This window comes from Streptomyces sp. NPDC055140 (genome assembly GCF_053607285.1).
This window is the reverse complement of the sequence record NZ_JBSGTG010000012.1, coordinates 159,815-185,232: the sequence shown is the minus strand read 5'-3', so window position 1 is coordinate 185,232 and position 25,418 is coordinate 159,815. Positions and strand designations below refer to the sequence as shown.

General features: G+C 70.9%; 23 protein-coding genes and 1 other RNA gene. 22 read left to right on the top strand and 2 right to left on the bottom strand.

Going from position 1 to position 25,418, the window contains the following annotated elements; all coding sequences use genetic code 11:
* Positions 1–31 precede the first annotated feature (31 nt).
* Positions 32–697, top strand: a complete 666-nt coding sequence (locus ACWFR4_RS23640) for a hypothetical protein (protein WP_453654346.1) — start codon at positions 32–34, stop codon at positions 695–697.
* Between the two features lie 74 nt (positions 698–771).
* Here the strand turns inward: ACWFR4_RS23640 and ACWFR4_RS23635 are convergent, their stop codons facing one another.
* Positions 772–963 (bottom strand): hypothetical protein, encoded by a 192-nt coding sequence (locus ACWFR4_RS23635; RefSeq protein ID WP_266563623.1) that lies wholly within the window; start codon positions 961–963, stop codon positions 772–774.
* Between the two features lie 291 nt (positions 964–1,254).
* On the opposite strand from ACWFR4_RS23635, the gene ftsE reads away from it, so the two are divergent.
* From ftsE to dacB, 7 genes are all read left to right on the top strand, one after another.
* Positions 1,255–1,944 carry a cell division ATP-binding protein FtsE gene (gene ftsE, locus ACWFR4_RS23630; RefSeq protein WP_116512695.1) on the top strand — a complete coding sequence of 230 codons (690 nt, stop codon included), beginning with the start codon at positions 1,255–1,257 and terminating at the stop codon, positions 1,942–1,944.
* 44 nt (positions 1,945–1,988) lie between these two features.
* Positions 1,989–2,906 (top strand): permease-like cell division protein FtsX, encoded by a 918-nt coding sequence (ftsX, locus tag ACWFR4_RS23625; RefSeq protein WP_453469063.1) that lies wholly within the window; start codon positions 1,989–1,991, stop codon positions 2,904–2,906.
* Between the two features lie 78 nt (positions 2,907–2,984).
* The gene (locus tag ACWFR4_RS23620; RefSeq protein ID WP_453654344.1) at positions 2,985–4,139 is read left to right on the top strand and encodes a S41 family peptidase; all 1,155 of its coding nucleotides are present in this window, start codon (positions 2,985–2,987) and stop codon (positions 4,137–4,139) included.
* A gap of 30 nt (positions 4,140–4,169) precedes the next feature.
* Positions 4,170–4,712: an SsrA-binding protein SmpB gene (gene smpB / locus ACWFR4_RS23615; RefSeq protein WP_383095159.1), complete on the top strand. Its 543-nt coding sequence runs from the start codon at positions 4,170–4,172 to the stop codon at positions 4,710–4,712.
* A 133-nt stretch (positions 4,713–4,845) separates the two neighbouring features.
* Positions 4,846–5,234, top strand: a transfer-messenger RNA (tmRNA) gene (gene ssrA, locus ACWFR4_RS23610).
* Between the two features lie 274 nt (positions 5,235–5,508).
* Positions 5,509–5,631: a hypothetical protein gene (locus ACWFR4_RS23605; RefSeq protein ID WP_453654342.1), complete on the top strand. Its 123-nt coding sequence runs from the start codon at positions 5,509–5,511 to the stop codon at positions 5,629–5,631.
* Positions 5,632–5,816: 185 nt separating this feature from the next.
* Complete coding sequence (gene dacB / locus ACWFR4_RS23600; protein WP_453465621.1) at positions 5,817–7,436, top strand: D-alanyl-D-alanine carboxypeptidase/D-alanyl-D-alanine endopeptidase; 1,620 nt, start codon at positions 5,817–5,819, stop codon at positions 7,434–7,436.
* Between the two features lie 13 nt (positions 7,437–7,449).
* Here dacB and ACWFR4_RS23595 read toward each other — a convergent pair whose 3' ends face one another.
* The gene (locus tag ACWFR4_RS23595; protein WP_453654340.1) at positions 7,450–8,706 is read right to left on the bottom strand and encodes an MFS transporter; all 1,257 of its coding nucleotides are present in this window, start codon (positions 8,704–8,706) and stop codon (positions 7,450–7,452) included.
* Positions 8,707–8,789: 83 nt separating this feature from the next.
* Between ACWFR4_RS23595 and ACWFR4_RS23590 the strand changes: the two genes are divergently transcribed.
* The 14 genes from ACWFR4_RS23590 (at position 8,790) to ACWFR4_RS23525 (ending at position 25,313) form a co-directional block, all read left to right on the top strand.
* Entirely contained in the window at positions 8,790–9,803 is a 1,014-nt protein-coding gene (locus ACWFR4_RS23590) for a LysR family transcriptional regulator (RefSeq protein WP_453465617.1), read from the top strand.
* Between the two features lie 247 nt (positions 9,804–10,050).
* A complete protein-coding gene (locus ACWFR4_RS23585) occupies positions 10,051–10,722 on the top strand; it encodes a hypothetical protein (RefSeq protein ID WP_453654338.1) in 672 nt (223 codons plus the stop codon).
* Positions 10,723–12,897, top strand: coding sequence for a glycosyltransferase (locus tag ACWFR4_RS23580; RefSeq protein ID WP_453654336.1), 2,175 nt, complete (start codon positions 10,723–10,725; stop codon positions 12,895–12,897).
* Positions 12,894–14,183 (top strand): acyltransferase family protein, encoded by a 1,290-nt coding sequence (locus ACWFR4_RS23575; protein WP_453654334.1) that lies wholly within the window; start codon positions 12,894–12,896, stop codon positions 14,181–14,183. Before ACWFR4_RS23580 ends, ACWFR4_RS23575 begins: the two co-directional genes overlap by 4 nt.
* An 83-nt stretch (positions 14,184–14,266) precedes the next feature.
* The gene (locus tag ACWFR4_RS23570; protein ID WP_453654332.1) at positions 14,267–15,295 is read left to right on the top strand and encodes a hypothetical protein; all 1,029 of its coding nucleotides are present in this window, start codon (positions 14,267–14,269) and stop codon (positions 15,293–15,295) included.
* Positions 15,296–15,459: 164 nt separating this feature from the next.
* Positions 15,460–16,812 (top strand): nitrate/nitrite transporter, encoded by a 1,353-nt coding sequence (locus ACWFR4_RS23565; protein WP_453654330.1) that lies wholly within the window; start codon positions 15,460–15,462, stop codon positions 16,810–16,812.
* Positions 16,813–16,909: 97 nt separating this feature from the next.
* On the top strand, positions 16,910–18,070 hold the full coding sequence (locus tag ACWFR4_RS23560) for a uroporphyrinogen-III synthase (protein ID WP_453654328.1): 1,161 nt from the start codon (positions 16,910–16,912) through the stop codon (positions 18,068–18,070).
* Positions 18,071–18,086: 16 nt separating this feature from the next.
* Positions 18,087–18,305, top strand: a complete 219-nt coding sequence (locus ACWFR4_RS23555; RefSeq protein ID WP_453465603.1) for a hypothetical protein — start codon at positions 18,087–18,089, stop codon at positions 18,303–18,305.
* A 64-nt stretch (positions 18,306–18,369) separates the two neighbouring features.
* Positions 18,370–18,957 carry a CGNR zinc finger domain-containing protein gene (locus ACWFR4_RS23550; RefSeq protein ID WP_453654327.1) on the top strand — a complete coding sequence of 196 codons (588 nt, stop codon included), beginning with the start codon at positions 18,370–18,372 and terminating at the stop codon, positions 18,955–18,957.
* A gap of 145 nt (positions 18,958–19,102) precedes the next feature.
* Positions 19,103–19,678, top strand: coding sequence for a sigma-70 family RNA polymerase sigma factor (locus ACWFR4_RS23545; RefSeq protein ID WP_116512709.1), 576 nt, complete (start codon positions 19,103–19,105; stop codon positions 19,676–19,678).
* On the top strand, positions 19,675–20,472 hold the full coding sequence (locus ACWFR4_RS23540; RefSeq protein WP_453654325.1) for an anti-sigma factor family protein: 798 nt from the start codon (positions 19,675–19,677) through the stop codon (positions 20,470–20,472). The genes ACWFR4_RS23545 and ACWFR4_RS23540 overlap by 4 nt, the downstream gene beginning before the upstream one ends.
* Positions 20,473–20,553: 81 nt before the next feature.
* Entirely contained in the window at positions 20,554–22,938 is a 2,385-nt protein-coding gene (locus ACWFR4_RS23535) for a HelD family protein (protein ID WP_453465597.1), read from the top strand.
* Between the two features lie 363 nt (positions 22,939–23,301).
* A complete protein-coding gene (locus ACWFR4_RS23530) occupies positions 23,302–24,735 on the top strand; it encodes a malic enzyme-like NAD(P)-binding protein (protein WP_453654323.1) in 1,434 nt (477 codons plus the stop codon).
* Positions 24,736–25,031: 296 nt separating this feature from the next.
* Positions 25,032–25,313 carry an HU family DNA-binding protein gene (locus ACWFR4_RS23525; RefSeq protein ID WP_453465593.1) on the top strand — a complete coding sequence of 94 codons (282 nt, stop codon included), beginning with the start codon at positions 25,032–25,034 and terminating at the stop codon, positions 25,311–25,313.
* The last annotated feature ends 105 nt before the right edge of the window (positions 25,314–25,418 follow it).

The following is a 25,418-nucleotide window of genomic DNA, read 5'->3' as shown; positions in this document are numbered from 1 at the left end:
TCAACGATTAGCTACTGGGGGTAGCAGGCAGATGACCAAGAAGACGCGCATCCGTGTCGCGCGGATAGCAGCCGGTGCGGTGATCGCGGCGGGTGCGTCGCTGACCGCCGCGGGCGCCGCTTCGGCCCTCGACATCGGCGTCAACCTTCCGGGCGCCGGCGTGAAGGTGCACGCGGGCGAGGACGGTGTCGCAGCCGGTGTCGCCATCGGCGGCGAGGAGGACCCGACGGACCCGCCCACCGAGGACCCGACGGACCCGCCGACCGAGGAGCCGACGGACCCGCCGACCGAGGAGCCGACGGACCCGCCCACCTCGGAGCCGACGGACCCGACGGAGGAGCCCACCGAGCCGACCGAGGACCCGACCACGCCGGGCAATGGCGGCGGCAACGGTGGCGGTAACGGCGGCGGCCACCACGGCGGTGGCGGCGGCAACCACGGCGGCGGGAACGGCAACACCGACCCCGACGGCGGCAACAACCCGGTCGAGCAGGGCCAGGGCAAGGACAGCCTGCAGGACACCGGCTCCGTGCCGGTCGCCCAGCCCGTCCAGAACGGCAAGTCCGGCGGTGAGCTGGCCGAGACCGGCGCCGCCGAGACCACGTTCCTGCTGATCGGCGCCGCGACGATGATCGCCGGCGGTATCGGCTTCCGCCTGCTGCCCCGCCTCGTCGGCGGCGGCCGCACGGTTGCCTAGGCAGCCGTAGGCGCGTACGTCCGCACGTGACGCGAGAAGGGCCCGGAGCATGGCTCCGGGCCCTTCTTCGTGTCTTAGACGGTCTGGTGGGCGAGGAGCGCCACCGCCGCGATGAGAACAGCCACAAGAACTATCAGGGCCATCGGGTGCAGACCCGCGAACGGGCTCTCCTGCTGAAGTCGCTCACGGTTCGCCCGGCATACGGGGCAGCGGCCCTCGCTCACGGGCGCCGCGCAGTTCGCGCACACCAGCCGGTCATAGGTCATGCGCTCTTCCTCCTCCCGCGCGGCGGAGCCGCCACAGCGTAATTCTCTCCGCACAACGCTCCGGGGAACGCAACCGTTCCCCCTACCACTGTGCCAGCTTCCGGGGTTTTCGGCGCGCCTCCCCGGATGCTGCCCCTTTGGACCCGTTCCGTTCCCGTCAGGACCCGCCTGTGACCGGGCAATCATCGGGACAAACCGCTCAACCAAGGGCGCCGACTGCGCCGCGGAGCCGGGTTCGCGTATGGTCACGCTCACCTACCCCCGACGCCCACGATGCACCGAGGCGCACCCGTGATCCGATTCGACAACGTCTCCAAGGCCTACCCCAAGCAGACCCGGCCCGCCCTCAGGGATGTGTCCCTCGAGGTCGAGCGCGGCGAATTCGTCTTCCTTGTGGGATCCTCCGGCTCCGGAAAGTCCACGTTCCTGCGGCTGGTACTGCGCGAGGAGCGCACCAGCCACGGCCAGGTGCATGTCCTGGGCAAGGACCTGGCACGACTGTCCAACTGGAAGGTGCCGCAGATGCGCCGCCAGCTCGGCACGGTCTTCCAGGACTTCCGGCTCCTGCCCAACAAGACCGTCGGCGAGAACGTCGCCTTCGCGCAGGAAGTCATCGGCAAGTCCCGTGGCGAGATCCGCAAGTCCGTGCCCCAGGTGCTCGACCTCGTCGGCCTGGGCGGCAAGGAGGACCGGATGCCCGGCGAGCTCTCCGGCGGTGAGCAGCAGCGTGTGGCCATCGCCCGCGCCTTCGTGAACCGCCCCAAGCTCCTGATCGCCGACGAGCCGACCGGCAACCTCGACCCGCAGACCTCGGTCGGCATCATGAAGCTGCTGGACCGGATCAACCGCACCGGGACGACCGTCGTGATGGCCACCCACGATCAGCAGATCGTGGACCAGATGCGCAAGCGCGTCATCGAACTGGAGAAGGGCCGTCTCGTCCGCGACCAGTCGCGCGGCGTCTACGGCTACCAGCACTGAGCCCCGTGAGCACCAGAGCACTGAGAAAGGCCTGAGCAGACGCCATGCGTGCCCAATTCGTCCTGTCGGAGATCGGCGTCGGTCTCCGCCGAAATCTCACGATGACCTTCGCGGTCATCGTCTCGGTCGCCCTCTCGCTCGCCCTGTTCGGCGGCTCGCTGCTCATGCGTGACCAGGTGAGCACGATGAAGGGCTACTGGTACGACAAGGTCAACGTCTCGATCTTCCTGTGCAACAAGGGCGACGCCGAGTCGGACCCGAAGTGCGCCAAGGGAGCCGTCACCGCCGAGCAGAAGCAGCAGATCGTCTCCGACCTGGGCAAGATGCCGGTCGTCGAGAAGGTCTCGCACGAGTCGGCGGACCAGGCGTACAAGCACTACAAGGAGCAGTTCGGCGACTCCCCGCTGGCCAGCTCGCTGACGCCGGACCAGCTCCAGGAGTCGTACCGGATCAAGCTCAAGGACCCGGAGAGGTACCAGGTCGTCGCGACCGCCTTCGACGGGCGTGACGGGGTCCAGTCCGTGCAGGACCAGAAGGGCATCCTGGACAACCTCTTCGGACTCCTCAACGGCATGAACTGGGCGGCGCTCGCCGTGATGGCGCTGATGCTCGTCGTCGCGCTGATGCTGATCGTCAACACGGTGCGCGTCTCGGCGTTCAGCCGCCGCAGAGAGACCGGCATCATGCGCCTGGTCGGCGCGTCCAGCTTCTACATCCAGATGCCGTTCATCATGGAGGCCGCCGTCGCCGGAGTCATCGGCGGTGTGGTCGCCTGCGGCATGCTCCTCGTGGGCCGCTACTTCATGATCGACCACGGTCTGGCGCTCTCCGAGAAGCTGAACCTGATCAACTTCATCGGCTGGGACGCGGTCCTGACCAAGCTGCCGCTCGTCCTCGCGATCGGCCTGCTGATGCCCGCGATCGCCGCGTTCTTCGCATTGCGCAAGTATCTGAAGGTGTGACAAGAGTCCCCGGAGTTGCAGGGCGCCGTGCGGTTCAACGAGCCGTACGGCGCTTCGCGTTGTCCTAGACTCACCGTCATGTCGGGCCCCGAGCTGTTCTCCCGGCCCCGCCGCTTCGGCCGCGGGGCGGCCCTGACATTGGTCTTCGCGAGCGTCCTCGCGACCGGCGTCGCGACGGGTTCGTGGAGCGCCGAGGGCAGCAAGTCCGAGGAGCGCCCGGCCGGTTCGGCCGTCGGCGGCGGACACGAGGACGTGCGAGACGCGGCCGCCGAGGCGATGGCCGACGGCAAGTCCCCTACGCAGGCCGCCGAGGAGGCCGTCAGCCGCAGCGGCGACCGCTGGGGCGCGGTCTACTCGCAGGGCGAGTACAAGGAGTTCGAGCAGGAACTCGACGGCCAGTACACGGGCGTCGGCCTCTGGGCCCGGCGTACCGCCGACGGCCGGATCGAGGTCTCCAAGGTCGGTTCCGGGTCCCCCGCGGCGCACGCGGGCCTGCGCCCGGGCGACCGGCTCCGCACCGTCGACGGCCGGCCCGTCACCGGCCGCCCCGTCACCGAGGTCGTCTCCCTGCTGCGCGGCGAGCACGCGGGGACGGCGGTCCGGCTCGGCCTGGCGCGTGGCACGCGCGCGTGGACCGAGACCCTGCGCCGGGCGAACCTCGCCACCGAGTCCGTCACCGTCTCCCGCCTCCCCGGCGGCACCGTCCTGATCAAGGTCGCCTCCTTCACCAGGGGCTCGGGCGATCGCGTACGGTCCGCCGTGCGCGACGCCCCCCACGGCGACGGCGTCCTCCTCGACCTGCGGGGCAACTCGGGCGGCCTGGTCACGGAGGCGGTCACCGCGGCGTCGGCGTTCTTCGACGGCGGGCTCGTGGCGACGTACGACGTACGCGGACGCCAGCGCGCCCTGCACGCCGAGCGCGGCGGCGACACCTCCAGACCGGTGGTCGCGCTCGTCGACAGCGGCACGATGAGTGCGGCCGAGCTGCTCACCGGGGCCCTCCAGGACCGTGGCCGCGCGGTCGTCGTGGGCTCGAAGACCTTCGGCAAGGGCTCGGTCCAGATGCCGAGCCGGCTTCCCGACGGCTCCGTCGCAGAACTGACCGTCGGCCACTACCGCACCCCCACCGGCCGCGGTGTCGACGGCCGGGGCATCACCCCGGACCTCGAGGCCGAGGAAGGCGCGCGACAGCGGGCCGAGACAGTATTGAGTGGCCTCGGGGGCCCCTCGTAGTGCGAAAATGGCTGCACTATGTCTAAGGGAATGTTTGTACCGAAGGAATCACAGCCCAAGCAGGGGGCGTCCGGGAAGTCCGGCAAGGACAAGGACGGCAAGCGCAAGATCGTCGCGCAGAACAAGAAGGCGCGCCACGACTACGCCATCGTCGACACGTACGAGGCGGGCATCGTCCTGACCGGCACCGAGGTGAAGTCGCTGCGGCAGGGCCGCGCCTCGCTGGTCGACGGCTTCGTCCAGATCGACGGGAACGAGGCGTGGCTGCACAACGCCCACATCCCCGAGTACAGCCAGGGCACCTGGACCAACCACTCCGTGCGCCGCAAGCGCAAGCTGCTCCTGCACCGCGAGGAGATCGACAAGCTGGAGTCGAAGTCCCAGGAGACCGGGCACACGATCGTGCCGCTGGCGATCTACTTCAAGGACGGCCGGGCGAAGGCCGAGATCGCGCTCGCCAGGGGCAAGAAGGAGTACGACAAACGGCAGACGTTGCGCGAGCAGCAGGACCGCAGGGACTCGGACCGCGCCATCGCGTCGGCCAAGCGGCGGCAGCGGGCGCGGGAGCGCTGACGCCGCGCTCGGGTCCTGCCCGGTCCGCCGGTAATAGGCTGGCACCGTTGCCCGTCGGTCACGTACGATGGGTGTTGTCCCGCTGGTGACGGGACGCCCCGGATCGAAAGATCCGGTTTTGAAAAATCAACATGGGGATGATCGGTTTCGACAGCGGCTGTCGAAGCAGGGGAAGCGTGTCGAGGAAGCGACAATGATCTCGTTAACCATATGTCGCAACCAATAATCGCCACTTCTAAGAGCGATTCCCAGTCCTTCGCCCTCGCTGCCTAATAAGCAGTGAGTGAAGGACCCTAAAAGGGTGTCAGCCCGGGGATGTTCCCGACCCGGATCCTGGCATAATCTAGGGAACTAAACCGTCGAGCCCGGTCACGGGGTTCGATGGGAAATCAAACAGTGACTGAGCCCGTCGGAGACTTGTTCGCGTGATCGCCGGGGCTGAGAAAATCGAAGCGAACTGCACACGGAGAAGCCCTGCTGCTGCACCGTTGGACGCGGGTTCGATTCCCGCCATCTCCACAATTCCCATGTGAGACTGAGGCCCGGCTGCATCGCAGCCGGGCCTCAGTCGTGCCGTCGTTGTTCCGCAGGTGCGCGATGAGTCTTGTCCATGGCCCGGCTCCATATCGTCGTCGCCCTGCGCGGCCGCCGCCGGGTCGCCGTACGTGCGCATGTACGCGGGTGCCACGCAGACCGCGCAGCAGTGGGGGCGACCGGGTGCGGCCCGGGTTTGCCGGGCCCCGGCCGCGGCTGACCGTCTTCCAGGGCAGCGCCGACTGCACGGTCGAGCCCGAACATGACCGACCTGAGGAAGCAGTGGACCGATGTCCAGGGCGCCGACCAGGTCGCCGACGTGAGCGACAGCGTGGCCGCGTATCGGCACCAGATCTTCCGTCGGGCCGACGGAGCGTGGCCGTAGAGACGTACAGCATCACGGGGATGGGGCACGGGCAGCCCGTCGATCCGGGGAGCGGGGCCGCGCAGTGCCGCCGGCGCCTACATCCTCGATGTGAACCTGTGCGCGGCCTACGCGATGGGCCACTCGTGAGGGCTCGGCTGACGCACCCTGTTCCCGGGCGCCGCGATCCGGGATGCTCCTGAGGCATGAGTAGACCCGACGGACCTGTGAGACGAATCCTCAATCCCCTTGCACGTCAACGGCGTTACCTCGTCTGGCCCGCCCTCGCCGCGCTCGCGGCGGGCCTGACCTGGGGCTCACCGGCCGGTGCCGACGGCGACAGCACCGGCCTCCCCGAGGCCATCGACACCATCCTCGGCGACCCCTCCATGGAGGGTGGCGCGGCGAGCGTCGTCGTCGCCGACGCCAGGAGCGGCGAGATCATCTACCAGCACAACCCCACCGGACGCCTGATGCCCGCGTCCAACACCAAGCTCCTCACCTCTACCGCCGCGACGGAACTCCTGGGTACCGGCTACCGGTTCACCACCGACGTGCTCGGCGACGGGCGGCGGCGGGGGAGTGTCCTCGACGGCGATCTGTATCTGCGCGGCACCGGCGACCCAACCGCCCTCGCCAAGGACTACGACGAGCTCGCCGCCGAGGTCGCCGCGTCGGGCGTGAAGTCGGTCAGCGGTCGCCTGGTCGCCGACGACACCGCGTTCGACAGCCAGCGCCTCGGCCGCTCGTGGGCCGCCGACGACGAGTCCTCGTACTACTCGGCGCAGATCTCCGCCCTGAGCGTCGCGCCCGACACCGACTACGACACCGGAACGGTGATCGTCGAGGCCTCGCCGGGCGCGAAGGCCGGGGACAAGCCAAAGATCACCGTCACGCCGAGGACCCACTACGTGGACATCGACGTGCGGGCCACGACCGTCGCGGCCGGCGGTGACGACAGCCTCACCGTCGAGCGGCAGCACGGCACGAACACCGTCACCGTCAGCGGCACCGTCCCCGTCGGTGGAGGCACCACCAAGGAGTGGGTCACCGTCTGGGAGCCCACCGGATACGCGGCCTCCGTGTTCCGCGACGCGCTCGCCGCGCACGGCGTGAAGGTGTCGGGCGGCACGAAGCTCGGGCGTGCCACCCCGAAGGACGCCGTGCGGCTCGCCACGCACGACTCCATGCCCCTGAAGGACCTGCTGATCCCCTTCATGAAGCTGAGCAACAACATGCACGCCGAGATCCTCACCAAGGCCATGGGCGCGAAGGCGACCGGCCGCGCGGGGAACTGGGACGACGGGCTCGCGGCGATCAGCGGCTATCTGAAGGGCATCGGCGTCGACACCGGGCGGCTGCGCCAGGCCGACGGGTCCGGGCTCTCCCGCATGGACAACATCCCGGCGGGCCAGATCGCGAAGCTGCTGCTCGCGGTGCGCGCCGAGCCGTGGTTCGGCGACTGGTACAAGTCGCTGCCGGTGGCCTGCGCCCCGGACCGGTTCGTCGGCGGGACGCTGCGCTCGCGGATGTGCGGGACACCGGCCGCGCTCAACGCCCGCGGCAAGACCGGCTCCCTGACCGGCGCGTCCGCGCTCTCCGGCTATGTGAAGGACGCCGGTGGACGTGAACTCGTCTACAGCGTCGTCCAGAACAACTACCTGGTCGGCTCCGTGAAGCCCCTTGAGGACGCGATCGTGGTGACGCTCGCGAAGTCCGACGCGGACGCGGCGGTGGCGGTGAAGCCGCGCTCGCTGCGCTCCGTGCCGGTCTCCGAACGCAAGGGCGACCTGGAGTGCTCGTGGCGCAAACCGGCGGTGTGCTGACGGCCGCGGATGACTACGTACGGTCGCGTGCGTCGCCGCGTACGTAACCGATGAGCGCGAGTGCGAGCGCGCACGCCGACGCGGCGGCCGGGACCGCGTAACCCGCGGTGGGGCCGAGGCGCTCCACCGCGGAGCCGCCCGCCGCCGCGCCGCAGGCGATGCCCCCGAGCAGGCCGGTCACGGCGAGGGTCATGCCCTCGTTCAACTGGCCCTCGGGGGTACGGGCCTGGACCAGCGTCATGCCCGTGACCATCGTCGGGGCCGTCGCCATACCGGCGACAAGGAGAGCCCCGGCGACGACAAGGAGGGAGCCGGTGAGCGCCGCGAGCAGGGGGAGGGCCAGCAGTACGGTCATCGCGGCGACGCACCAGGGGTGGCGGCGCGCCGCGGGGCCGGCGGGCCGCACGGCCCCGTAGACCAGGCCCGCCACGCAGGAACCGGCCGCCTGGAGTGCGAGGACCGCGCCGGCCGCCGCCTTGTGGCCCGCCTCGTCCGCGAACGCGATCGTGACCACCTCCATCGAGCCGAACACGGCGCCGGTGGCGAGGAACGACGCCAGGAGAACGGGCATCCCGCGCGCGCGGAGGGGCGATTTCGTGGCCGTGCGCCCATGGGTGGGCGGTTCCGTGGCGCGCTGCGCGGCGAAGACCAGTACACCGGTGATCAGCAGGACCGCGCCGATCAGGGTGCCGGCCTCCGGGAAGAGCGACCCGCACAGGAAGGCGGCGAGCACCGGGCCGAGCATGAAACACAGCTCGTCCGCCGCCTGTTCGAAGGAGTTCGCGGTGTGCAGGGCGGCCGGGTCGCCCTTGAGGAGATGGGCCCAGCGGGCGCGTGACATGCCGCCCGTGTTGGGCGTGGTCGCCGTCGCCGCGTAGGCCGCGAAGAGGGTCCAGTCGGGCGCTCCGTAGTGCACGCACAGGAGCAGAGCGAGCGATCCGCAGACCGCGACCGCCGTGGCGGGTACGGCGATCCTGGCCTGCCCGTACCGGTCCACGAGGCGTGCCGTCCACGGGGCGACGACCGCGGTCGCGGCCATCCCGGTCGCGGTGACGGCCCCGGCGAGCGCGTACGAGCCGCGCGCCCCGGCGATCATGATGACGGCGCTGACGCTGAACATGCCCATGGGGAGGCGGGCGAGGAGGTTCCCGAGCGTGAAGGCGAGCGCGCCGGGCGTGGACAGGAGCCGGACGTACGGGGAGCGGCTGGGCCGTGGCCGGTGGGTGGAGGTCAGGGGAGAGGTGGCGGGCTCGGATATCGCGTCGGGCATGTGATCAGCGTCGCCGTGGGCCGGGCGCCCGGTCCAACACCTTCTCCGTACCGATTCACGCGCCGGCGTTGTAAGTTCGCCGGATGCCCGACCAGTCAGCCGCGCCCGGCACGTCCGCCCCCGCCCACCTGGAGCCCCGGCTGCTGCGCGCGTTCCTCGCCGTCGCCGAGGAGCTGCACTTCACGCGCGCCGCAGCCCGGCTGTACGTCGCGCAGCAGGCCCTCAGCAGGGACATCCGCCGGCTCGAACGGGAGCTCGGCGCCGAGCTGTTCGCACGGAGCACGCGCCAGGTCGCCCTGACCGCGGACGGGGCGCGGCTGCTGCCGTACGCGCGGCGGGTCCTCGACGCGCAGGACGAACTGCTCGCCGCCTTCACGCGCCGCCCGGCCGGAGGGGCGGTGCGGCCGCTGCTCGTCGACGTGAACAGCCCCGGCCTCGTCTTCGAGCGCATCCTGGAGCGGGCCCGCGAGTTCGCCCCCCAGTGCGAACTGATGGCCCGCTACGAGAGCGGTCTGACCGGCGCCGCCGCGGAGATGACCGCGGGCCGCCTGGACGCGTCGTTCGGGCGGTACGCGGGGCTCGATCCGGCGGTGCGGGCGCGCCTTTCGCAGCAGCCCGTGCGGTACGAGCCGATGACGGTGGTCCTGCCCGACGGCCATCCCCTCGCCGCCCTGGACGCCGTGCCGCTCGCGCGGCTCGCGGGCGAGACGGTGTACGCGGGCGCGGGCAATCCCCGTACACCGGAGTGGACCGACCTGGCCGGGCGGCTCTTCGAGGGGCGCGGGATAGCGGTCGCGCCGCCCGCGCCGCTCGCCGTAGGCGTCGAGGAGTTCCGGCGGATCATGGCCAAGACGGGGACCCCGGTGCTCGCCGCTGGGGACTTTCCGGCCATGCCCGGCTCCGTCGTGAGGCCCTTGACCGACCCCGTGCCCCTGTCGCCGGTGTCGCTGGTGTGGCCGACGGGGCTCGTGCACCCGGGGATCGACGCGCTCCGTGCGGCGGCGGCCACGCTCGCGGAGGAGAACGACTGGCTCCGTAAGCCCCCAGGCGCCTGGATACCGGCCATAGATGCACTCATCATGATGAGTCAGGACTGAGGGTTGGGCGTGGCTGTCACCCGCGTGCGCTACATTCGTGGTCCGAGCGCATTGTGATAAGGGGGGCGCTCGGATCGGGTGGGGGCCCGGTCCGAACGACGAGTGCTCGGTACGTCGTGCGCGCACCCAATGTTCATGTCCTTGGGGGGATGTGCGTACGGTGGAACATTGGCGAGAAAATGCCCGTTCCGGGCAGACTCACGATCCTAATGAAGTAACGGTCCAACTCGACGGCGCAGGACGCCAGTTGGACGAGCTCATCGCTGCGCGGCGCGAGGGCGCGGCCGACAAGGAAGTCCCGGTCTTCGTGGACGACTCGGGGCGGCGAAACCGCAGGTACCGCCGCTTCGGCGCGATCGTCGGGATGATCTGCGCGGTCTACGCCGTGGTCATCGTGGCGACGCTGCTCTCCGGAAACTCGAGCGCTCCCTGGCTGCCCATCACGGGCGAGGACCGCGACAAGCCCGCGGGCAAGGTGGACACGTCGCCGCTGCCCGCCGACCCGGCGGCCAGGCCGTCCTCCTCGACGGGTGTCACGGCCGATCCCAGCGCTTCCGGCACGGGAGCGGCGTCCAGCGAGCCGGGCGTCGGCTCGTCGACCGGGCCGGGCGGCAGCGCGAGCGCCAAGCCGGGCGACAAACCCGGCAAGTCGCCCGACTCGAAGCCGTCCGGCGGCCCGGGCAAGCCCGACCCCGGCCAGTCGCCCGACCCGGGCCCCGGCCCCTCGGAGCAGCCCAGCTCACCCGACCCCGGCGAGCCGTCCCCGTCGGACAGCGGACCACCCGTCGAGCCGTCGGACTCCCCGGCCCAGGACGGCACCCAGACCGTCGCGGCGCCGCCCGTCGCGTCGCCCGTCGACCCGAGCCAGAGTCCGGCCGGACCGTCAGCGGCCTCGTTCCCGGAAAGCGGCATCCTGTAAATGTCCTCCCGCCCACGCAGCAACCGCAGGGCGCCGCGTCGCCGCCTGCCCATGCGCTATCTGCTGCCTTCGCTGCTCCTTGTCGCCCTGCTCGCGATGCTCATGCTCCGCGGGTACGTGCACAGCGAGATCCTCGCCGACCACCGCATCCAGCCGCCCGCCGCCACCGATCACGTGCCTGAGAAGATCCTCGACGGCGGTCCCGTCATCGACACCCGCGGCGGGCGCGAGACCAGCATGAGCGTGCCCGAGCACCGGCTCGTCCTCACCTTCGACGACGGCCCCGACCCGGAGTGGACCCCGAAGGTCCTCGACGTCCTGAAGGAACACCACGCGCACGGCGTCTTCTTCGTCACCGGCACCATGGCCTCCCGCTACCCGGACCTGGTCAAACGCATGGTCGACGAGGGTCACGAGGTCGGCCTGCACACCTTCAACCACCCCGACCTCTCGTACCAGTCCAAGAGCCGCATCGACTGGGAACTCACCCAGAACCAGACGGCCCTGGCCGGTGCGGCCGGCATCCGCACCTCGCTGTTCCGGCCGCCGTACTCCTCGTTCGCCGACGCCATGGACGACAAGTCGTGGCCGGTCACCAAGTACATCGGCAGCCGCGGGTACATCACCGTCGTCAACAACACCGACAGTGAGGACTGGAAGCGCCCCGGCGTCGACGAGATCATCCGCCGCGCCACGCCCAAGGGCGGCAAGGGCGCGATCGTCCTGATGCACGACTCGGGTGGCGACCGCTCGCAGACCGTCGCCGCCCTCGACCGCTTCCTGCCCCAGCTCCAGGGCCAGGGATACGATTTCGTCAACCTCACCGAGGCGCTCGGGGCACCCAGCGCCCACACGCCCGTGCACGGTGTCGAACTGGCCAAGGGCAAGGCGTGGATCTACGCCGTCGAGGCCTCGGACAACGTGACGGACGTGCTCGTCGTCGGACTCGCGGTCATCGGCGTCCTCGTCTTCACCCGCTTCGGCCTGATGCTCCTCCTGTCCGGGGCGCACGCCCGGCGTGTCCGGCGCCGCGGATTCTCCTGGGGGCCGCCCGTCACCGAACCGGTGTCGGTCCTGGTCCCGGCGTTCAACGAGGCCAAGTGCATCGAGAACACGGTGCGTTCACTCATGTCGAGCGAGCACCCCATCGAGATCATCGTCATCGACGACGGCTCGACCGACGGCACGGCCCGCATCGTCGAGAATCTGCGCCTGCCGGGCGTCCGGGTGGTCCGCCAGCACAACGCGGGCAAGCCGGCGGCGCTCAACAGGGGCCTGGCCAACGCCCGGTGCGACCTGATCGTGATGATGGACGGCGACACGGTCTTCGAGCCGTCCACCGTCCGCGAGCTCGTCCAGCCCTTCGGCGACCACCGCGTCGGCGCGGTCGCGGGCAACGCGAAGGTCGGCAACAAGGACTCCCTGATCGGGGCCTGGCAGCACATCGAATACGTGATGGGCTTCAACCTCGACCGCCGCATGTACGACATGCTGCGCTGCATGCCCACGATCCCCGGGGCCGTGGGCGCCTTCCGCCGCAGCGCGCTCGAGCGCATCGGCGGCATGAGCGACGACACGCTCGCCGAGGACACCGACGTCACCATGGCCCTGCACCGGGACGGATGGCGCGTCGTCTACGCCGAGAAGGCCCGCGCCTGGACCGAGGCCCCGGAGTCGGTCCAGCAGCTCTGGTCCCAGCGTTACCGGTGGTCGTACGGCACGATGCAGGCGATCTGGAAACACCGCCGCTCCGTGATCGAGTCGGGCCCCTCCGGGCGCTTCGGCCGCATCGGCCTGCCGTTCGTCGCCCTCTTCATGGTCCTCGCGCCACTCCTGGCGCCCCTCATCGACGTCTTCCTGCTCTACGGCCTCGTGTTCGGCCCCACGGAGAAGACGATCGTCGCCTGGCTCGGTGTCCTCGCCATCCAGGCCGTCTGCGCGGCGTACGCCTTCCGGCTCGACCGCGAACGCATGACCCATCTCATCTCACTCCCGCTCCAGCAACTCCTCTACCGGCAGCTGATGTACGTCGTGCTGCTCCAGTCCTGGATCACCGCGCTCACCGGCGGCCGGCTGCGCTGGCAGAAGCTGCGGCGCACCGGAGCGGTGGAGGCGCCGGGGGCGATTCCGCGTCAGCGGGCGTCGCGCGGCAACGATCGGAGGCCCGTCGCATGACGTACCCCACTCCCGCCACCGGCGGCCAGAGCGGGTTCCAGCAGACGCGGCGCCTGCCGCAGGTGCCGTTCCCGCAGGTGCCGTTCACTCCGGAGCCGGCGCCCGCGCCCGTTCCGCACGCCCCGTCCGCGCAGGCGGCCGCGCCCAAGAAGCCGGGCCGCGACCGCTATCTGGACCTGCTGCGCTCCATCGCGCTCGTCCGTGTCGTCGCCTACCACCTCTTCGGATGGGCCTGGCTGACCGTCCTCTTCCCGTCCATGGGCGTGATGTTCGCGCTCGCCGGATCGCTGATGGCGCGCTCCCTGAGCCGGCCCGCGATCGGTGTGATCAGGGGCCGTATCCGCCGGCTCCTGCCGCCCATGTGGGCGTTCAGCGTCGTCGTGCTCGCCCTGCTCTTCCTGGGCGGCTGGAACCCCGGCAAGGACCCCGACAGCGGCGGGACCTGGGGCTGGATCAGCCTGTTCAACTACTTCGTGCCCGTCGGTGCGCCGTCGTTCCCCTGGCACCTCGGCGACAAGGCGGGCCTCCTGGAGGACACCTGGCCGTCGCAGGCCGCGGGCCCGCTCTGGTATCTGCGGGCCTACCTGTGGTTCGTCATCGCCTCCCCGCTCCTGCTCCGGGCGTTCCGCAAGGTGCCGTGGGCGACGCTGCTCGCGCCGCTCGCGCTGACGGCCGTCGTCGGTACGGGCATCGTCACCATCCCCGGCGAGACGGGGAACGCGGTCACCGACTTCGCGGTCTACGGCGGCTGCTGGGTCCTCGGCTTCGCCCACCACGAGGGCGTCCTGGCGAAGGTGCCGCGCTATCTCGCCGTGTCCTGCTCGGCGATCGTGATGGCGTTCGGACTGTGGTGGGCCTCGGGCCATCTCGGGCCGGACGGCTGGGACCTGAACGACATCCCGCTGGCGCAGGCGACTTGGTCCTTCGGGTTCGTCGTCATCCTGCTCCAGTACTCGCCGTCCTGGCAGGAGCTGCCGGGCCGGCTCGCCAAGTGGGACAAGCTCATCACGCTGTCCAACAACCGCGCGGTCACGATCTATCTCTGGCACAACATGCTGATCATGGCGACGGTGCCGATCATCGACCTCGCGTACAACCTGCCGTTCATGGAGGACGCGAGATGGAGCGGCGCCCTCGACTCCACGTACATGCTCTGGATGTTCGTGCTGACGTGGCCGCTGATCGCCCTCGCGGTCCTCGGCACGGGCTGGATCGAGGACCTGGCCGCCAAGCGGCGCCCGCGGCTGTGGCCGAACGGCGTCAAGAAGCGGGCGCACGGCCGTTAGACGGGGTTGTGCGGTGAGCGGGGGTGGGGGAGGTTGGGGCGTGAGCGATCAGTGACCGCAGGACCACGAGGGGACCCGGACCGATGACACAGCCTCCCGGCCAGCCACCGCAGGACGGATCCGGGCACCACCCGGCGTACGGGCCGCCGCCCGCCCCGCCCCAGGCGCCGTCCGGCGGCGGGCAGGACAACCCGTACGCCGGCGCGCCGACCCCGCCACCGGCCCCGCCGCAGACACCGGCTCCAGCGCCAGCACCTCAGGGCCGGCCCGGCTACGGCGACCAGTCTGCTTACGGCAACCAGCCCGGCCACGGCGACCAGTCCGGCTCCGGCGACCAGTCTGCTTACGGCAACCAGCCCGGCCACGGCGACCAGTCTGCTTACGGCAACCAGCCCGGCCACGGCGACCAGCCCGGATACGGCGCCCAGCCTCCCTACGGTCAGCCTCCGCAGGGACAGCCGCAGGGCCAACCCCCGTACGGGCAGCCCCCGTACGGGGGGCAGCCGCCCTACGGCGGGGGTGCCTATCCCCCGCCCCCGCCCCCGCAGGGCAGTGGCGGCAAGCGCCGGACGGCCGTCATCGTCGGGTCCGCGGTCGTCGCGCTCGTCGTGATCGTCGGCGGGATCTTCCTCGCCACGAGCAGCGGCAGCGACGACAAGCCGCAGGCGAAGGAGTCCGTGTCCGCGGAGCCCAGCGCCTCGGACGAGCCCTCCGATGAATCCACGACCGAGGACCCCGCGACCGAGGACCCGGTCGAGGAGCCGAGTGATGCCACGGGGACGGCGGAGGAGCGGCCCGCCGGGTCCACCGGCTATCAGGGCCAGTGGCAGGACGAGCAGGCGAGGACCCTCACGGTCGGCGACAAGGTCGCGTCCGGCACGGCCAAGGGCAAGTACAGCGTGTCCTACATCGACGCGGGCGGTAAGGGCATCTGCACCGGTATCGGGGAGAACCGCAGCGGCGGGGCCTTCCGGATCGCCGTCAAGTGCATGGGCAAGGACACCGGCGACGAGGTCTTCGGGGCGAGCCTGACGCAGGCCGACGACGTGGTCACGCTGAAGTGGGACAAGGGCGGCTCGGCAAGCCTCAAGTGGGCGGGCACCACGACCTGACCCACGCCCACGACCTGACCCACGCCGGGGAGCGAAGCTCACCGCCGGGCCCCGCGCCCGGTGAGAGCAACGTTCCCCGCCGGTCACGGTGCGGCACAGCGCGGTAATCCCGCCTCCCTACCTTCGGGGTCATCAGCCGAGAACGGTGACCCTGGAGGCGTGTGATGGCAGCCCGAAGTTGGATCCAGCGGTGGGATCCGGAGGACGAGACGTTCTGGTCGCAGGAGGGCGGCGAGAAGGTCGCGCGGCGCAATCTCGCGTTCTCCATCCTGTCCGAGCACATCGGGTTCTCGATCTGGACCCTGTGGTCGGTGATGGTCCTGTTCATGGGGCCCGAGTACGGCATCGACCCGGCCGGCAAGTTCTTCCTGGTCTCGATGGCCACGCTGGTCGGTGCGGTCGCCCGTGTGCCCTACACCTTCGCTGTCGCCCGCTTCGGCGGCCGGAACTGGACGATCTTCGCGGCGAGCCTGCTCCTGATCCCGACGGCCGCCGCGTTCGCCGTGATGGAGCCGGGGACCTCGTACACGACGTTCATGGTGTGCGCGCTGCTCACCGGGGTCGGCGGCGGCAACTTCGCCTCGTCGATGACCAACATCAACTCCTTCTTCCCGCTGCGGAAGAAGGGCTGGGCGCTCGGCCTGAACGCGGGCGGCGGCAACATCGGCGTCCCCGTCGTGCAGCTCGCCGGGCTCGCCGTGATCGGCGCGAGCGGCGGCCCGCGCGTGCTGCTCGGGATCTACATCCCGCTCATCGCGGTGTCGGCGATCTGCGCCGCGCTGTTCATGGACAACCTCGCGACCGTGAAGAACGACACCGGCGCGGCCAAGGAGGCCGTGCGCGACCCGCACACGTGGATCATGGCGTTCCTGTACGTCGGGACGTTCGGGTCGTTCATCGGCTACAGCTTCGCGTTCGGGCTCGTCCTGCAGACGCAGTTCGGCAGGACGCCGCTGCAGGCGGCGTCGATCACGTTCATCGGGCCGTTGCTCGGCTCCCTGATCCGGCCCGTCGGCGGCCGGCTCGCCGACCGGTTCGGCGGCGCCCGCATCACGCTGTGGAACTTCGTCGGGATGGCCGCCGCCACCGCCGTGGTCGTCCTCGCGTCGATGCAGAAGTCGCTGCCGCTGTTCACCACGGCGTTCATCGCCCTGTTCGTGCTCACCGGCCTCGGCAACGGGTCGACGTACAAGATGATCCCCGGCATCTTCCAGGCCAAGGCCGCCGCCAGGGGGCTCGCGGGGGAGGAGGCCGCGGCGTACGGGCGGCGCCTGTCCGGGGCCTCGATGGGGCTGATCGGCGCGGTGGGCGCGCTCGGCGGGCTCGGCATCAACCTCGCCTTCCGGCAGTCCTTCCAGACCGCGGGCACCGGCACGGCCGCCTTCGTCGGGTTCCTCGTCTTCTACGCGGTGTGCTTCGCCCTGACCTGGGCCGTATACCTTCGCCGCCCGGCCGCCGCGGAGGCTCCCGTCGAGGCCGTGGAGACGGAGACCCGGCTCAGCTACGCCGAGGTGTGACGTAACACCGCTGACATCATGGGGAACCGAGCCCGTCACGGGACGTTGACAGGCTCGGTCGACCCCGGCAGAACCACCCGAGCGGGACGAGAGCCACATGTACGACGCACAGCAGGGCCCCCCGGCGGGGCAGCACGGCCCCCTCGCGGGCTTCACCGTGGGCGTGACCGCCGCGCGCCGCGCCGACGAGCTCGGCGCGCTGCTCCAGCGGCGCGGCGCCGCCGTCCTGCACGCGCCCGCGCTGCGCATCGTCCCGCTCGCCGACGACAGTGAACTCCTCGCGGCGACCAAGGGCATCGTCGACCACGCGCCCGACGTCGTCGTCGCGACCACCGCCATCGGGTTCCGCGGCTGGATCGAGGCCGCCGACGGCTGGGGCCTGGGCGAGGAGCTCGTCGCCCGGCTGCGCGGCGTCGAACTGCTCGCCCGCGGGCCCAAGGTCAAGGGCGCCGTCAGGGCGGCCGGGCTCACCGAGGAGTGGTCGCCGTCGTCCGAGTCGATGGCGGAGGTCCTCGAGCGGCTCCTCGACGAGGGCGTCGACGGCCGCCGGGTCGCCGTCCAGCTGCACGGCGAGCCGCTGCCCGGCTTCGTCGAGGCGCTGCGCGAGGCGGGCGCCGACGTGGTGGGGGTGCCGGTGTACCGGTGGATGCCGCCGGAGGACATAGGGCCCCTCGACCGGCTGCTCGACGCGACTCTCACCCGGGGCGTGGACGCGCTCACGTTCACCAGCGCGCCCGCCGCCGTGTCCCTGCTCTCCCGGGCCGAACTACGGGGCCAGCTGCCGGAGTTGCTCGCCGCCCTGCACCACGACGTCCTGCCCGCCTGCGTCGGTCCCGTGACCGCGCTGCCGCTCCAGGCCCACGGAGTGGACACCGTGCAGCCCGAACGCTTCCGCCTCGGCCCGCTCGTCCAGCTCCTGTGCGCCGAACTCCCGGGCAGGGCCCGCACGTTGCCGGTCGCGGGTCACCGCGTGGAGATCCGCGGGCAGGCCGTCCTGGTCGACGGCGATCTGCACCCGGTGCCGCCCGCCGGGATGTCGCTCCTGCGCTCCCTGTCGCGCCGGCCCGGCTGGGTGGTGCCCCGTGCCGAACTGCTGCGCGCGCTGCCCGGCGCGGGCAGCGACGAACACGCGGTGGAAACGGCGATGGCCAGACTGCGCACGGCGCTCGGCACGCCCAAGCTGATCCAGACGGTGGTCAAACGCGGCTACCGCCTGGCCCTGGACCCGGCAGCGGACTCCAAGTACGGGACGGACTGAGTCGGTTCGGCGTGCGGTGAACGCTGTGCTCGTCGAGGCCCGCCGGCAGGCCCGCGGCGGCGAAGTCCTTGTCGTCGGCCTTGTCGTCGTGGACCACGACGAGGCCGTGGTGAGCCGGGGTGGCGCAGATGAGCCAGTCGACCGTCGACAGGCTCTGGTGGCGGCCGCGCCGGGCCAGCCGGTACTGCGCCGTTTCGATCCTTTGCGCTCGGCGTCCCGGCCGGCCCGTCGGTGAACCCTTCGTGAGGGGCCCGGTACCGGGGGTTCCGGCGGTGCGTGTGTGCGGGCACTGTAGGGGCATGGCATCGCCATCGTCCTCGTCCTCGTACGAGCTGCGCTTCGACTCCGGGCGCAGTTCGCTGGATCTCCTGGCCACGGCGCATCCCGACGAACGGCTCGACTCGGTGGGGCGGCTGCGGGCCTGGCTGGTCGGCTCGGGGCTCGTGCCCGCGGACACGCCGCTGCGCGGCGCCGACGCGGCCTGGCTCGCCGCCGTGCACGAACTGCGCGGCCACATCGACCAGTTGGTGCGCGGCGAACTCGACGGCAGGCCCGCGTCCGGCGCCCTGGAGCGGGTCAACGCCCTCGCCCGCGCGGCGCCGCCCGCGCCCCTCGCGACCCGCCGCACCGACGGCACCCTCGCCAGGGACCTGCACGCCGACCCCGGCTGCCGCGAGCTGCTCGCGGCCGTCGCCCGCGACGCCGTGGAACTGCTCACGGACCCGGTCGCCCGCTCCTGTCTGCGCCGCTGCGAGGGCGACAGCTGCCCGATCATCTACCTCGACACGTCCCGGGGGCGGCGCCGCCGCTGGTGCTCCAGCGAGGTGTGCGGCAACCGGGAGCGGGTGGCGCGGCACCGCCGCAGGGCGGCACTCGCCCGGGCCTGAAGATCCCCGTAGACCTCCCCGAACCGCCTTTTGACATGTCCCGGCAGATCGTTTGAACACTTCGCGGCCCGCTTACGTATTGGGGTGCGTCCAGCCGAGCGGCAACAGAACCGGAACGCTCAACCAGGGGACAGCGGAGGTAGGCGTGCGCAAGGATTCCGCCGTGGCCGATGAACGCCCGCCGAGGGCACGACATCGCGCGCCGCAGCCTCCTGAGCCCGACGAGGAGCTGATGCGCGCGCTCTATCGCGAGCACGCGGGTCCACTTCTGGCCTATGTGCTCAGGCTGGTGGCGGGAGACCGGCAGCGCGCCGAAGATGTCGTGCAGGAAACGCTCATCCGTGCCTGGAAGAACGCCGGTCAGCTCAACCGAGCGACCGGTTCGGTACGCCCCTGGCTGGTGACGGTCGCCCGGCGCATCGTCATCGACGCTCACCGCAGCCGGCAGGCCCGGCCGCAGGAGGTCGATCCGTCGCCGCTGGAGGTCATCCCCGCGGAGGACGAGATCGACAAGGCGCTGTGGCTGATGACGCTTTCGGATGCGCTCGAGGACCTGACGCCTGCCCACCGCGAGGTGCTGGTGGAGACGTACTTCAAGGGGCGTACGGTCAACGAGGCGGCCGAGACTCTCGGTATTCCCAGCGGAACGGTGCGCTCACGGGTGTTCTACGCGCTGCGTTCCATGAAGCTGGCGCTGGAGGAGCGGGGGGTGACGGCATGAGTGCCTCGTACGACGACTACGGACCGCATGGGTCCGGTGACGTTCACGAGACGGTCGGCGCCTACGTGCTCGGCGTCCTCGACGACGCCGAGGCGAGCGCCTTCGAGGCACATCTGGCGGGCTGCGAGCTGTGCGCACGCCAGCTGGAGGAGTTCGCCGGCATGGAGCCGATGCTCGCCGCCCTCGCGGACATCCCCGAACCGCAGGGCACCCCCGGCAGAGAACGCCTCGGCGCGCAGCTCGGCGCCCGCCCGAGCGACCGGCTCGCCATCCGGCTGTTCGACGAGGTGGCGCAGAAGCGGGCGCGCAAGCGCCGCCGCGGGATGTACCTGGTGGCGGCCGCGGCCGCACTGATCATCGGCGGACCGCTGACGGTGATGGCGGTGAACGGCGGCGGAACGGACAACACCGCTTCCCCCCACCCCACCAGCCCCGCCGAGGACGCCTTCTTCAACCACATGCTCGAGAAGGTCAAGGCGACCGACCCGAGCACGAAGGTCACCGCCACCATCGGCATGGAGAAGAAGGCCTGGGGCACCCACACCGTCCTGGAACTGAAGAACGTCAAGGGCCCGCTCACCTGCTCGCTGGTCGCGGTCGGCAAGAACGGCCAGCGCGAGACGGTCACCACCTGGGCCGTCCCGAAGTGGGGTTACGGCATTCCCAACAGCAAGCACGAGGCCTCGAAGTACCCCCTGTACGTGCACGGGGGCGCCGCGTTCGAGCGCAATGCCATCGACCACTTCGAGGTCGAGACGCTCGACGGGAAACGCCTCGTGGAGGTCGACGCGTAGCCCCGGCAGCCGGATGCGTAGCCTCCCGGGCCTCCCTTCGCGTACCTTTGACGGCTGCCCAGCACGTCAGAAGGGGGCCCGGTGGCCGCTCAGGCTCATCAGCAGACCGCGCTCGACCAGGACCGCGATTCCGTACGGGAACGCGAGGTCGGTGTCGAACAGGAACACCTCGACCAGGTGTACCGCCGTCTCGAGGAAAAGATCCACGAGGCCGAGTTCCTGATGAACGACGCGGCCCAGCGGGGACAGGTCGGCACGCCCGGCGCCCTCGCCGAGCGCGACGCCCAGGTGTTCCGCGCGGGGATCCACCTCAACCGCCTCAACAACGAGTTCGAGGACTTCCTCTTCGGCCGGATCGACCTGCTGCTCGGCAAGGACGGCAAGAAGGGCCCCGACGGCGCGTACACGGCCGTGGAGCCCGCCGAGGGGTCCGTGCGCGAGGACGCGGACGGGAAGCGGACCGCCGACATCGCCGAGACGCTCCACATCGGCCGGATCGGCGTCCTGGACGCCGACTACTCGCCCCTGGTCATCGACTGGCGCGCGCCGGCCGCCGCGCCCTTCTACCGCTCGACCCCGGTCGATCCCGGACGGGTCGTACGCCGCCGGGTCATCCGTTCCAAGGGCCGCAAGGTGCTCGGCGTCGAGGACGACCTGATGCGCCCGGAGCTGACCGCGTACCTCGACGGCGAGCGGCTGCCCGTCATCGGCGACGGCGCCCTGATGGCCGCCCTCGGCCAGGCCCGCAGCCACACCATGCGCGACATCGTGGCGTCCATCCAGGCCGAGCAGGACCTCGTGATCCGGGCCCCCGCCGCGTCGGTGACGTACGTGGAGGGCGGCCCCGGCACCGGCAAGACGGCCGTGGCCCTGCACCGCGCCGCGTATCTGCTCTACCAGGACCGCCGCCGGTACGCGGGCGGCATCCTGATCGTCTCCCCGACCCCGCTCCTCGTCGCCTACACCGAGGGCGTCCTGCCCTCGCTCGGCGAGGAGGGGCAGGTCGCGATCCGTGCGGTCGGCTCGCTGGTCGACGGCGCGGACGCCACGGTCTACGACTCCCCGGCGGTGGCCCGCGTCAAGGGCTCCTCACGGATGCTGCGCGTCCTGCGCAAGGCCGCGCGCGGCGCGCTCGAACTGGGCACGCAGGATCCGCAGCAGGGCACGGGCCAGCTGGCCTTCGGCGAGGAACCCGACGACGACAAGCCGGCCCCCGCCGAGCAGCCCACACGCCTGCGCGTCGTCGCCTTCGGCCGCCGCCTGGAGCTGGAGGCCGCCGACCTGGCGCGGATCCGCCAGAACGCGCTGAGCGGCACCGCCCCCGTCAACCTGCTGCGCCCGCGCGCCCGCAAGCTCCTCCTGGACGCGCTGTGGTCGCAGTCAGGCGCGGGCACCCGCCACAGTGACCCGGAACTCGCCGCGGAGCTGCGCTCCTCGTTCGACGACGACATCACCTCCGAGGACGACTTCCTCCGCTTCCTCGACGCGTGGTGGCCCGAGCTCACCCCGCGCGGCGTCCTCGCCGCGATGGGTGACGAGCGCCGTCTCGGCCGCTGGGCCCGCCGGATCCTCAACCCCGGCGAGGTCCGCAAGGTCGCCCGCTCGCTGCGCCGCGACGCCCTGTCGGTGCACGACGTGGCGCTCCTCGACGAGCTGAACTCCGTCCTCGGCACCCCCGTACGCCCGAGGAAGAAGCGCGAGTACGACCCGCTGGACCAGCTCACCGGTCTCGAGGAGCTGATGCCCTCGCGCGAGGAGACACAGCGCGAGCGCGCCGAGCGCCTGGCCCAGGAGCGCACGGAGTACGCGCACGTCATCGTCGACGAGGCGCAGGACCTCACGCCCATGCAGTGGCGGATGGTCGGCCGCCGCGGCCGTCACGCGACGTGGACGGTGGTCGGCGACCCCGCCCAGTCGTCGTGGTCGGACCCGGACGAGGCGGCCGAGGCCCGCGACGAGGCCCTCGGCTCCCGTCCCCGGCGCCGCTTCACGCTCACCGTGAACTATCGCAACCCGGCCGAGATCGCCGAGCTCGCCGCCAAGGTCCTCGCGCTCGCCATGCCGGGCTCCGAGTCCCCGTCGGCGGTCCGCTCGACGGGGGTGCGCCCCCGGTTCGCGGTCGTAAAGGAGGGCCTCGGGCACACCGTCCGGGAAGAGGCGGCGCGGCTGCTCGACCAGGTCGACGGCACGGTCGGCGTCGTCGTCGCGATGAACCGGCGGGACGAGGCGGCGCGCTGGCTGGCGGGGCTCGGCGGCCGGGTGGTCGCGCTCGGCAGCCTGGAGGCCAAGGGCCTGGAGTACGACGCGACGGTCGTCGTGTCGCCCGCGGAGATCGCCGACGAGTCCCCGGCGGGCCTGCGCGTCCTGTACGTGGCGCTGACCCGCGCCACGCAGCAGCTCACGGTCGTCTCGGGCGGCCGCGACGAACCGGACACGGACGGGGTCCCGGACCTGCTGCGTGAATGAGTTCGAGGGATGGGAATTGCCTTACGGGGATCCTTTGTTACCTTGGACGTGGCACCGGCTCGATCCAAGCCCCCGGGCCCAACCTTCGTCGCTACGAGCGACCACTTGCCGCGAGGCGAGCATGGCGGGTCGGTGTCATCAACGTAAGTGAGAGGTCCACGTCAGCTGACGTGGACCTCTTTCTGTTTCCCGTCACTTCTCGTATGGTGGAAACAACTTTCCGAAAGTGCGCGACCGGGGTGCTGTCCGGGCGGTGAACAAAACGTTCGCAATCCGGGGCGGCTACCACGTACTCGGCGGTAGGTGCGACGATCGGACGGAAAAACAGCAGCAGCCACACGGTGAAAGCAGAGGAAGTCGGCCATGGCAACGGCGCCCAGCGTCTCCTACTCGATGACGGTCCGCCTTGAGGTGCCCGCCAGCGGAACAGCGGTATCCCAACTCACGACGGCCGTGGAGTCCCACGGAGGCTCGGTGACCGGTCTCGACGTGACGGCGTCCGGCCACGAGAAACTCCGGATCGACGTCACGATCGCCGCGAGCTCCACCGCGCACGCCGACGAGATCGTCGAGGGCCTGAGCGGCATCGAGGGCGTCATCCTCGGCAAGGTCTCCGACCGTACGTTCCTGATGCACCTCGGCGGCAAGATCGAGATGCAGTCGAAGCACCCCATTCGCAACCGTGACGACCTGTCCATGATCTACACGCCGGGTGTGGCCCGCGTGTGCATGGCGATCGCCGAGAACCCCGAGGACGCCCGGCGTCTGACGATCAAGCGGAACACCGTTGCGGTCGTGACGGACGGCTCCGCCGTGCTCGGCCTCGGCAACATCGGCCCGATGGCCGCCATGCCGGTCATGGAGGGCAAGGCGGCCCTCTTCAAGCGCTTCGCCGACATCGATGCCTGGCCGATCTGCCTGGACACCCAGGACACCGACGCGATCGTCGAGATCGTCAAGGCCATCGCCCCCGGCTTCGCGGGCATCAACCTCGAGGACATCTCCGCCCCGCGCTGCTTCGAGATCGAGGCCCGCCTGCGCGAGGCCCTCGACATCCCGGTCTTCCACGACGACCAGCACGGCACGGCCATCGTCGTCCTCGCCGCCCTGACGAACGCCCTGCGTGTCGCGGGTAAGGCCATCGGCGACATCCGCGTCGTCATGTCCGGCGCGGGGGCGGCCGGCACGGCGATTCTCAAGCTCCTGATCGCGGCCGGCGTCAAGAACTCGGTCGTCGCCGACATCCACGGTGTCGTGCACGCGGACCGCGCGGACCTCGTCGACGCCAAGGCCGATTCGCCGCTGCGCTGGATCGCCGACAACACCAACCCCGAGGGCCTCACGGGCACGCTCAAGGAGGCCGTGCACGGCGCCGACGTGTTCATCGGGGTCTCCGCTCCGAACGTGCTCGACGGCGACGACGTGGCGGCCATGGCCGAGGGTGCGATCGTGTTCGCGCTCGCGAACCCCGACCCCGAGGTCGACCCCGCAATCGCCCGTCAGACGGCGGCAGTTGTGGCCACGGGCCGCTCGGACTTCCCGAACCAGATCAACAACGTCCTCGTGTTCCCGGGAGTCTTCCGTGGCCTCCTCGACGCCCAGTCGCGTACGGTCAACACGGAGATGATGCTGGCCGCCGCGGCTGCCCTGGCGGACGTGGTGAGCGAGGACGAGCTCAACCCGAACTACATCATTCCGAGCGTCTTCAACGACAAGGTCGCGGGCGCCGTCGCCGGAGCGGTGCGTAACGCCGCGAAGGCCGGCGGCGGCGCTGTGACTGGCGCCACGGCCTCCTGAGGCCCGGCGCGTCGCGGAATGCGGGGCCCCTGGCTGCCCTCTAGGGTGGCCGGGAAGCACGGCCCCACCCCGCCCCATACCGGGACGGCGACGCAATCCGTGTGACCCCCAAGGGCGCCGGATTGGCTTTCCCGCCGCTGGTGGGGGCAGGATGCGTCTTCGGGCGCGAGGGTCTGAAGACGGACCCGGGTCCGGGGCCTGACCGAGGACCCTGGCAGCATCGGCTTCGCTGTGCCCAACATGCGGCTCCGCCGCGTGGCACGCCTCAACGGCAAGAAGAACACGGGAGTACAAACATGAACCGCAGTGAGCTGGTGGCCTCGCTGGCCGACCGCGCCGAGGTGACCCGCAAGGACGCCGACGCCGTGCTGGCCGCGTTCGCCGAGACGGTCGGCGAGATCGTCGCCAAGGGCGACGAGAAGGTCACCATCCCCGGCTTCCTGACCTTCGAGCGCACGCACCGTGCCGCTCGCACCGCCCGCAACCCGCAGACCGGCGAGCCGATCAACATCCCGGCCGGTTTCAGCGTGAAGGTGTCCGCGGGCTCCAAGCTCAAGGAAGCCGCCAAGGGCAAGTAAGCCAGGCAACAGAAGGGGCGGCCCCCCCCGTGGGGTGGGCCCCCCCTCAGTGTTTTGTAAACGGGGTGCAACCCGCGCACAAGAAAGGCCGCAACAGGGCCAGTT

Excerpts from the sequence above, each read along its gene's own strand:
- ACWFR4_RS23590 (WP_453465617.1), top strand. The coding sequence starts at position 8,790 with ATGCCCGACCAGTCAGCCGCGCCCGGCACGTCCGCCCCCGCCCACCTG.
- ACWFR4_RS23530 (WP_453654323.1), top strand. The coding sequence starts at position 23,302 with ATGGCAACGGCGCCCAGCGTCTCCTACTCGATGACGGTCCGCCTTGAG.
- ACWFR4_RS23550 (WP_453654327.1), top strand. The coding sequence starts at position 18,370 with ATGGCATCGCCATCGTCCTCGTCCTCGTACGAGCTGCGCTTCGACTCC.
- ACWFR4_RS23635 (WP_266563623.1), bottom strand. The coding sequence starts at position 963 with ATGACCTATGACCGGCTGGTGTGCGCGAACTGCGCGGCGCCCGTGAGC.
- ACWFR4_RS23620 (WP_453654344.1), top strand. The coding sequence starts at position 2,985 with ATGTCGGGCCCCGAGCTGTTCTCCCGGCCCCGCCGCTTCGGCCGCGGG.
- smpB (WP_383095159.1), top strand. The coding sequence starts at position 4,170 with ATGTTTGTACCGAAGGAATCACAGCCCAAGCAGGGGGCGTCCGGGAAG.
- ACWFR4_RS23580 (WP_453654336.1), top strand. The coding sequence starts at position 10,723 with ATGTCCTCCCGCCCACGCAGCAACCGCAGGGCGCCGCGTCGCCGCCTG.
- dacB (WP_453465621.1), top strand. The coding sequence starts at position 5,817 with ATGAGTAGACCCGACGGACCTGTGAGACGAATCCTCAATCCCCTTGCA.
- ACWFR4_RS23595 (WP_453654340.1), bottom strand. The coding sequence starts at position 8,706 with ATGCCCGACGCGATATCCGAGCCCGCCACCTCTCCCCTGACCTCCACC.
- ftsX (WP_453469063.1), top strand. The coding sequence starts at position 1,989 with ATGCGTGCCCAATTCGTCCTGTCGGAGATCGGCGTCGGTCTCCGCCGA.
- ACWFR4_RS23640 (WP_453654346.1), top strand. The coding sequence starts at position 32 with ATGACCAAGAAGACGCGCATCCGTGTCGCGCGGATAGCAGCCGGTGCG.
- ACWFR4_RS23540 (WP_453654325.1), top strand. The coding sequence starts at position 19,675 with ATGAGTGCCTCGTACGACGACTACGGACCGCATGGGTCCGGTGACGTT.
- ACWFR4_RS23525 (WP_453465593.1), top strand. The coding sequence starts at position 25,032 with ATGAACCGCAGTGAGCTGGTGGCCTCGCTGGCCGACCGCGCCGAGGTG.
- ACWFR4_RS23560 (WP_453654328.1), top strand. The coding sequence starts at position 16,910 with ATGTACGACGCACAGCAGGGCCCCCCGGCGGGGCAGCACGGCCCCCTC.
- ACWFR4_RS23575 (WP_453654334.1), top strand. The coding sequence starts at position 12,894 with ATGACGTACCCCACTCCCGCCACCGGCGGCCAGAGCGGGTTCCAGCAG.
- ACWFR4_RS23570 (WP_453654332.1), top strand. The coding sequence starts at position 14,267 with ATGACACAGCCTCCCGGCCAGCCACCGCAGGACGGATCCGGGCACCAC.
- ACWFR4_RS23565 (WP_453654330.1), top strand. The coding sequence starts at position 15,460 with ATGGCAGCCCGAAGTTGGATCCAGCGGTGGGATCCGGAGGACGAGACG.
- ACWFR4_RS23605 (WP_453654342.1), top strand. The coding sequence starts at position 5,509 with ATGACCGACCTGAGGAAGCAGTGGACCGATGTCCAGGGCGCCGACCAG.